Source organism: Micromonospora tarensis (assembly GCF_016803395.1).
GTDB lineage: Bacteria > Actinomycetota > Actinomycetes > Mycobacteriales > Micromonosporaceae > Micromonospora > Micromonospora tarensis.
The window spans coordinates 1-7,112 of record NZ_JAEVHL010000295.1; the positions used below are offsets into that span (position 1 = coordinate 1).

The 7,112-nt window shown below is 73.6% G+C and carries 7 protein-coding genes and 2 pseudogenes; 6 read left to right on the forward strand and 3 right to left on the reverse strand.

Going from position 1 to position 7,112, the window contains the following annotated elements; genetic code table 11:
• Together JM949_RS31810 and JM949_RS31815 are read right to left on the reverse strand one after the other, a co-directional pair.
• Positions 1 to 1,211, reverse strand: a 1,211-nt coding sequence (locus JM949_RS31810) for a lycopene cyclase family protein (protein WP_203151795.1), incomplete at its 3' end; no start/stop codon positions are given.
• 63 nt (positions 1,212 to 1,274) lie between these two features.
• Positions 1,275 to 2,543, reverse strand: a complete 1,269-nt coding sequence (locus JM949_RS31815; RefSeq protein WP_309232421.1) for an MFS transporter — start codon at positions 2,541 to 2,543, stop codon at positions 1,275 to 1,277.
• On the opposite strand from JM949_RS31815, the gene JM949_RS31820 reads away from it, so the two are divergent.
• From JM949_RS31820 to JM949_RS31845, 6 genes and pseudogenes are all read left to right on the forward strand, one after another.
• Positions 2,537 to 3,037 (forward strand): SRPBCC family protein, encoded by a 501-nt coding sequence (locus tag JM949_RS31820; protein ID WP_203151796.1) that lies wholly within the window; start codon positions 2,537 to 2,539, stop codon positions 3,035 to 3,037. The two genes, JM949_RS31815 and JM949_RS31820, sit on opposite strands and share 7 nt — an antisense overlap.
• A gap of 138 nt (positions 3,038 to 3,175) precedes the next feature.
• Positions 3,176 to 3,661 carry a hypothetical protein gene (locus tag JM949_RS31825; protein WP_203151797.1) on the forward strand — a complete coding sequence of 162 codons (486 nt, stop codon included), beginning with the start codon at positions 3,176 to 3,178 and terminating at the stop codon, positions 3,659 to 3,661.
• Positions 3,662 to 3,747: 86 nt separating this feature from the next.
• A pseudogene (locus JM949_RS31830) lies at positions 3,748 to 4,358 on the forward strand (class F sortase).
• Between the two features lie 102 nt (positions 4,359 to 4,460).
• Positions 4,461 to 5,561 carry a magnesium and cobalt transport protein CorA gene (locus JM949_RS31835; RefSeq protein ID WP_203151798.1) on the forward strand — a complete coding sequence of 367 codons (1,101 nt, stop codon included), beginning with the start codon at positions 4,461 to 4,463 and terminating at the stop codon, positions 5,559 to 5,561.
• A gap of 37 nt (positions 5,562 to 5,598) precedes the next feature.
• A complete protein-coding gene (locus JM949_RS31840) occupies positions 5,599 to 6,027 on the forward strand; it encodes a YchJ family protein (protein ID WP_203151799.1) in 429 nt (142 codons plus the stop codon).
• Between the two features lie 16 nt (positions 6,028 to 6,043).
• Positions 6,044 to 6,430 carry a VOC family protein gene (locus JM949_RS31845; protein ID WP_203151800.1) on the forward strand — a complete coding sequence of 129 codons (387 nt, stop codon included), beginning with the start codon at positions 6,044 to 6,046 and terminating at the stop codon, positions 6,428 to 6,430.
• Between the two features lie 44 nt (positions 6,431 to 6,474).
• Here the strand turns inward: JM949_RS31845 and JM949_RS31850 are convergent.
• Positions 6,475 to 7,112, reverse strand: a pseudogene (locus tag JM949_RS31850) (MFS transporter); the annotation flags it as partial.

Below are 7,112 nucleotides of genomic sequence, written 5' to 3' on the forward strand. Positions count from 1 at the left end.
ACCGCCGGCGGAACGGCCGGCGCGGGGCGGGTCGGGCGCAGCCGGTCGCGAACCCGGTGTGCCGCGTCGCCGGCGGTCGCGGCGATCATCGGCAGCAGCCGGGTGGAATTCATGATCGAGACCTCCTCGGCCGGGGTGGTGCCGCCGTCGAGGAAGCGCAGCACCCGCTCGGCGGGGTTGCGGTCGAAGAGCCGGTCGAAGAAGTGCGGGCCACCCATCCCGCCCCGGTCCAGCGCGCGCAGCGCGACCGCGTCCATCCAGCGGTGCCGGCGCGGGTACGCCGCCGCCGGCACCGGTGGCCGACCCGCCGCGAGGGCGCAAGCCACCTGGTCGGCCTGGCGGTACATGGCGGAGAAGGTGAAGCCGGTGGAGGGCCGGGTCGCGCCCCCGGCCGTGCCGATCCGGACCACGCGGGGCGTGGGTCGGGCCGGGAACGGCGCGTCGGTCATCGGGATCACCCCGTTCTCCACCTCGCGCACCCGCAGCCCGGCCGGGTCCAGCCCGAGCAGGTCCCGGTAGCTGGCCAGCGCCGCGTCGTACCCGGCGTCGTCGAGCAGCGCCGGCGAGAACTCGGTGTACTCGACCAGGGCGTAGCGATCGTTGACCGGCAGCACGTACCCGAACGAGACGCCCCGGGGTGGCTGCGGGGTGCGGAAGTCCATCAGCACCGCGCGCGTCGGGTCGAACACCGGCCGGTCGGCCGCCAGCCACCACCCCCGGAAGTGCTGCAACCAGGTGGTCCGCCCGGCTCGTGCCGGCGGGCGGGGGCGGGAGTCGAGCACCCAGCCGGCCCGGATGTGGCGCCCGTCGCCGGTGCGCACCAGCACCCGGGCGCCGTCGTCGCGGAGCACCTCGGCGGGTGCGACGATCCGGGTGGCGTTCAGCCGCCGCTCGGCCTCGGCAGCCCGGTCGTAGACCGGGCCGGAGCGGAGCATGGCGTACCGCAGCGGGGCCAGGTCCAGGACGCGGCGTCGCGCCGCCGTCGCCACCTCGACCTGCTGCCAGCTCGCGCTGAGCAGCGGGTCCAGGTCGCTGTCGGGGTGGCCCCAGAACGCCCAGGTGCGGTCCTGACCGCGTCGGCGCACGGGGTCGACGATGGCGATCCGCAGGTCCCTGACGCCGTGCCGGTCCAGCGCGGCGAGCAGCAACGACGCCGCACCGCCGCCACCGAGCAGCGCGAGGTCGATGTCGAGCGGCGCGGAGTCGGTCACCCGCACCACGCTGCCACACGGACCGGCAGGCACGCGCGCCCGCCACCAGGGAGGGGACGGCGCTCAGGCCACCGGGGCGGGCGACTCGACCGGTGGCGGGTCGGCGAACGCCTGCGCCACCGCCGCCCGGTTGAAGACCCGCCAGGTCGCGGCCGAGACGCCGATCGCCACCACCAACCCCACCCAGTACGGCGCGGTGATGCCGAATCGGGCGGCGAGCAGCCCGCCCAGCAGCGCGCCCACGCAGTTGCCGCCCGCCGCCACGAAGAGGGTCGTGCTGGCCACCCGCCCCTGCAACGTCGGTGGGGTGAGTCGTTGGCGCAGCGAGTTCGCCACGATATTCCACAGTCCGCTGTGCACGCCGAAGGCGAACAGCGCGAACCCGACCACGACGGTGCTGCGGGACGCGGCCAACGCCAGGTGCAGCCCCGCCTCGACGAGCAGGCCGATCCGGATCGTCCAGGTGGCGCTGATCCGGGCGATGATCCGGTCGCCGAGGAGTGCGCCGAGCACCCCACCGGCGGCCATGCAGGTGAAGAGCAGGCCGTAGCCGACGGAGGAGAGTCGTAGCCGCTCGCCCGCGAGTAGCACCAGCACCGCGAGCGCGGCGGTGAGGGTCACGTTGAGCAGACCGATCAGCACGGCCATCGTGCGCAGCAACCGCTGGTTGGCCAGCCACCGCAGTCCTTCGACGATTTCGCCGCCCACCGAACGGGTACCGCGTCCCCGCGCGTCGCCGGCGGCGGCCCGGAAGTTCCCGCCGATCAGCGCCACCAGTACGGCGCTGAGGGCGTACGTGACGGCGTTGACCAGGAAAGGGCTGCCCGCCGAGAGCGCGAACAGGAAGCCGCCGAGCGGGCCGGCGAGCATGCTGTGCATGAGGGTGGCGCCGCCGCTGAGCCAGCCGTTGGCACGCTCCAGGCGGTGCCGTGGCACCACGAGCGGCACCATGGCCTGGCTCGCCGCGCGGAACACGATCTCACCGCTGTTGACCAGGAACAGCACAGCGAACAGCAGCGCCACCCCGCCTCGGCCGCTGAGGATCGCGGTGGCCAGAACGGCGAGCGCGACCACCCGGACCAGGTCGATGACGATCATCAGGCGGCGCCGGTCCATCCGGTCGACAAGCACCCCGCCGGGCAGGGCGAAGAGCAGCCACGGCAGCCACGCCACGGCGGACGCCCCGGCGACCACGAGCGGGTCATCGGTACGCGACGCGACGAAGAGCGGCGCGGCGACGGTGGCCAGGCCGCTGCCCAGAGCCGAGAGGGTGCTCGCCGCCCAGAGCTTGGCGAACACCGTTCCCAGGCCATCTCCCACGTTCCGTGTCACGGCGAGCGAACCTACCAGCGTCTCCGCGGGACACCCCGACCGTTATCCACTACCTCAACGCCGCCCCGATCAACGCCATCGCCGACCGCTGGCTCAGCCGCTGGCACGGCTTCCGGGCCGAGCACGCCGCCCACTTCGGCTGGTCCGCCGAGGAGCTGGCCGCCCGGCTCGGTGAGCGCCGGTCGACGGTGACCTTCGAGATCGAGCCGCACAGCGGGTCGACCGTCCGGTTGACCGTCATCCACGACGGCTTCTCCCCCGACAGCGAGATGCACCGGGCGATCAGCGGCCACCTCGACGGCAAGCGCGCACCCGACGCACGGGCCGCCGGCGGACCGTGCGCCCAGGCGGTGCATTTCCGCCGTCTTCGGCAATACCTCGCCATCGACCCAGCGACGACAGCCCGACCGGATGGACATCGACCGGAGCACCGGTGCCGGTCCGGGTCGTGCGGGTCTTTCCGCAGCTCCCCCCGCCTTCGGGTGGACACGTGACGGCAACGAGGATTTCTCATTTTCACCTGATCGGGGGTCCAACCCACCTAGTGTTGGGCACACCGGTGCTAGTCACGGAGTTGGCCACCCGAACGACGTCCCACGCAGTCAGCGGACGAAAAGTGAGGGAAGACGCGTATGAAGGTCTCAACAGCACTCTGCTCGGCGGCGCTCGGCGTGGGCCTCGGCACACTCCTGCTGCCGGGCGCCGCACTGGCCGACACCACCGTGTCACCGGCCAGCACCCCGGTCGGCGGGACCGTCGTGCTCACCGCGACGACCTGCAATCCGAAGTCGGGTGACGCCCTCTTCCGGGTCACCGGCCCCAACCGCGACCAGAACGTCCGATCCACCACGGCCGCCGCCGGCGGCGGCCTGAGCGCGGAACTCTTCACCGCCGGCTTCACCCTGGGTACGTACACGGTGGCGGCGACCTGCGGCGACGGCAGTTCGGCCGGCAGCGCCACCTTCACCGTCACCCCGATCGGCGCAGCGCCAGCCGGCTCCGGGGGCGACAACCGCGACACCGGTGCGCTGGCCGCCGGTGGCACGCTGCTCGGCACCGCCCTCGCCGGTGCGGTGATCCTGATCCGCCGGCGCCGTCCGGTGTCCACTGTCGCCTGATCGGCGACCGTTCCATCCCTGAGACGGGTGCCCGCGTCGGTCACACCGGCGCGGGCACCCCGACGACCCCGGACGGAGGCACCCAGGTGTGGTGGCGGCGTACCCTACCGGCCGTGGTCGCCCTGCTCGGCGTGAGCGGGCTGGGCTGATCACCGTCGGCCTCACCGTCGACCCGGAGCGGCCACCACGACCGCCAGCCGACGCGCCCAGGCGCACCCATCCCGCGCCGGACCTGGCACCACTGCCCCGCGCCGCGCCGGTCCGGGTGCTGATCCCCGCCATCGACGTGCGGGCCGACGTCGTCCCGGTCGGCGCGGACAGCGCCGGGGTGCTGGAGGTGCCGCCACTGGACCGGCCCACCCTCGCCGGTTGGTACCGGCACGGGGTCAGCCCCGGCGAGATCGGCAACGCGGTCCTGGTGGGACACGTCGACGCGCCGACCGGGCCAGCGGTCTTCTTCGACCTCGGGCGGCTCCGCGCCGGTCAGCAGATCCAGGTCACCCGCGCCGACGCCCAGGTCGCCACCTTCACCGTTAACGATGTTCGGGCGTACGGCAAGGAACACTTCCCCAGCACGCTGGTCTACGGCCCGGCGGACGCCGCCGGGCTGCGCCTGATCACCTGCGGCGGCCGGTTCGACGCCGCGACCGGCAACTACGTCGACAACATCATCGTCTTCGCCACCCGCACCGCCTGAACCGCACCGCCCGCCTACGCCGCCCGCACCGCCCCACTGTCGACAGCCGCTGCCCGCTCGGCAGAATGCGGTGACAGCGCGCCGGCGACGGGGAGGCACACGGTGGATCAGCGACCGGTACGGGACCGGGCCGGTCGAGGCGTACGCGCCCTGGCCCGTCGACTGCTCGGACGCGTCGAGCACAACTCCCCCGGCCCGCGCCGGTCCAACCCGGACGCCGTGGTCGACTGCGCCGTCTACGTCAACGGCCGCCGGGAACCCGGCCACCAGCACTACGCCGACGCGTACGCCCGGGCGCGGCACATCCGCGACGCGTTCGTGTGGTTGGGGTTGCACGACCCGGGCCCGGAGGTGCTGGCCGCGGTGGGCCGGACCTTCGACCTCGACGACTTGACGGTCGAGCAGGCACTCGCCGACGGGCACCGGCCCACCGTGCAGCGGCACGGGTCGATCACGCTGTTGGTGCTGCGCACCGCCGGGTACGTGGAGCACGACGAGCTGACCGACACCTCCGAGGTGATCGACACCGGGGACGTGATGGTGCTGCTCGGTGACCGGTTCGCCATCACCGTCCGGCACGGCGCCGCCGGGGCGCTGCGCAGCGTCCGGGCCGACATCGAGCGTCGCCCCGCGCTGTTGGCCGCCGGCCCGTGGGCAGTGGCGTACGCGGTCTGCGCCCGCATGGTCGACTCCTACCTGGAGGTGGCCGGGCACGTGGAACGGGACCTGGAACGGGTCGAGGAGGCGGTGTTCGCCCGCGACCGCACGACCGACATCCAGCACATCTACCAGCTCAAACGGGAGGTGGTGGAGTTCAAGCGGGCGGTCCTGCCGTTGCAGGCACCGATGCGTACACTGCTCGAACCCGACGGCCCGCCCCGCACCCTGCACCGCTGGTTCGTCGACGTGGACGGCCGGCTCAGCCGGGCCGTCGACCGGGTCGCCGCGTACGACGACCTGCTCACCTCGATCGTCCAGTCGCGGCTGGCGCAGCTCGCCGTCGAGCAGAACAACGACATGCGCAAGATCGCCGCCTGGGCGGCCATCGCGGCCACCCAGACCGGCATCGCCGGCATCTACGGCATGAACTTCGACCACATGCCCGAGCTGGCCTGGCGCTACGGCTACGCCGGGGCCCTCACCCTGATGGCGGTGGCGGCCCTGGCCCTGCACCGCCTGTTCCGCCGCTCCGGCTGGCTCTGAGCGGTCGGCGTCCGAAGCCGGGCGGTGGTGGGGCAGGATGAACCAGGTGGGCAAGGGTGCGGCGCGCAGGCGGACGAACACGACGACGGGACGGGCCTGCCCGTGCGGCTCCGGCCAGGCGTACCCGGACTGCTGCGCCCCGGCGCACCGTGGCGGCCCGGACGCCCCGACGGCTGAGGCGTTGATGCGCTCCCGGTTCAGCGCCTTCGCCCTCGGCGACACCGACTACCTGCTGCGCAGCTGGCACTCCTCGACCCGACCCGCCTCCCTGACGCTCGACCCGGGGCAGCGGTGGATCCGGCTGGAGATCGTCGAGGTCGACCGCGGCGGTCTGCTCGACACCACCGGCACTGTGACGTTCCACGCGCACTACCGGGACGCGGGCCGGCCCGGCACGCTCACCGAACACAGCCGGTTCGTCCGCGAGGACGGCCGCTGGGTCTACCTCGACGGTGACCAGCCCTGACGAACGGAGACCTCCGATGACGATGACGTTCATCAACCTGCCGGTGCGTGACCTGACCTTGGCCACCGAGTTCTACCGGGCGCTGGGCTTCACCAGTGACCAGGCCGAGCTGGACGGGGACAACACGGTGCTGACCGTCTCCGACAGCACCCGGCTGGTGCTGCACCTGCGGTCCGGCTTCGAGGCGTTCACCGGGGTCGCCGTCCCGGACACGGCGACCAGCCGGGAGGTCATCGTCGGGCTGTCGGCGCGCAGCCGCGAGCAGGTTGACGAACTGGTCGACCAGGCGGTGGTCGCCGGTGGGGAGGCGCTCGGGCCGGGGATGGCCAACGGTCCGATGTACATGCGCGGTTTCCGGGACCTCGACGGCCACCAGTGGTCGTTCCTGCACCTGGCGGGTTGACCAGAGGGCCGGGCGGCGGCTCCCCGGCCGCAGCCCGGTCCCGGTCAGTGCGGGCCCGGCGGCACGGCGGCGGCGACGCGGGTGGGCCCGGCGGCCCGACGCCGACGGCGGGTCAGCAGCACCAACGCCACCACGAGGTACGGCCCGGCCGTCACCACGAACGCCACCGCGTTGCCGGCCGCCGTGGCGAGCAGGCCGTAGCCGGCGTACGTCACGATGATCAGCAGGTCGGTGGCCATCCCCGCCAGCGACGTGACGGTGGCCCGGCTGCCGCCGCTGATCCGTGCCTGGAGCCGCGCGTCGGCCAGCACGGTGGCCAGTTGCGCGGCTCCGAAAGCCACCGCGAGCAGCACGAACCCCGCCGGAAGTCGGAGCAGCGCGCCCCCGGCCAGGGCGACCCCGACCAGACCGAGCAGCGCGGCGTATCCCCGGCCGCCCCACCGCTCGCCGACCGGGGCGAGCAGCCCGCCGACGGTCACCCCGGCCCAGAGCAGCAGGAGCAGCAGGGGTACGGCCTGCGCACTGACACCGGTGTCCAGGGCCAGCAGCGGGGTGTACTCGTCCAGCGCGCCCCAGTCCGCGGCGACCACGGCGACCAGCAGCACGGCGGTTCGGACCGGCGGACGCGTACGGACCTGCGCCACGCCGGCCCGGAGCGTGCCCCACCCACCCCAGCTCGCCG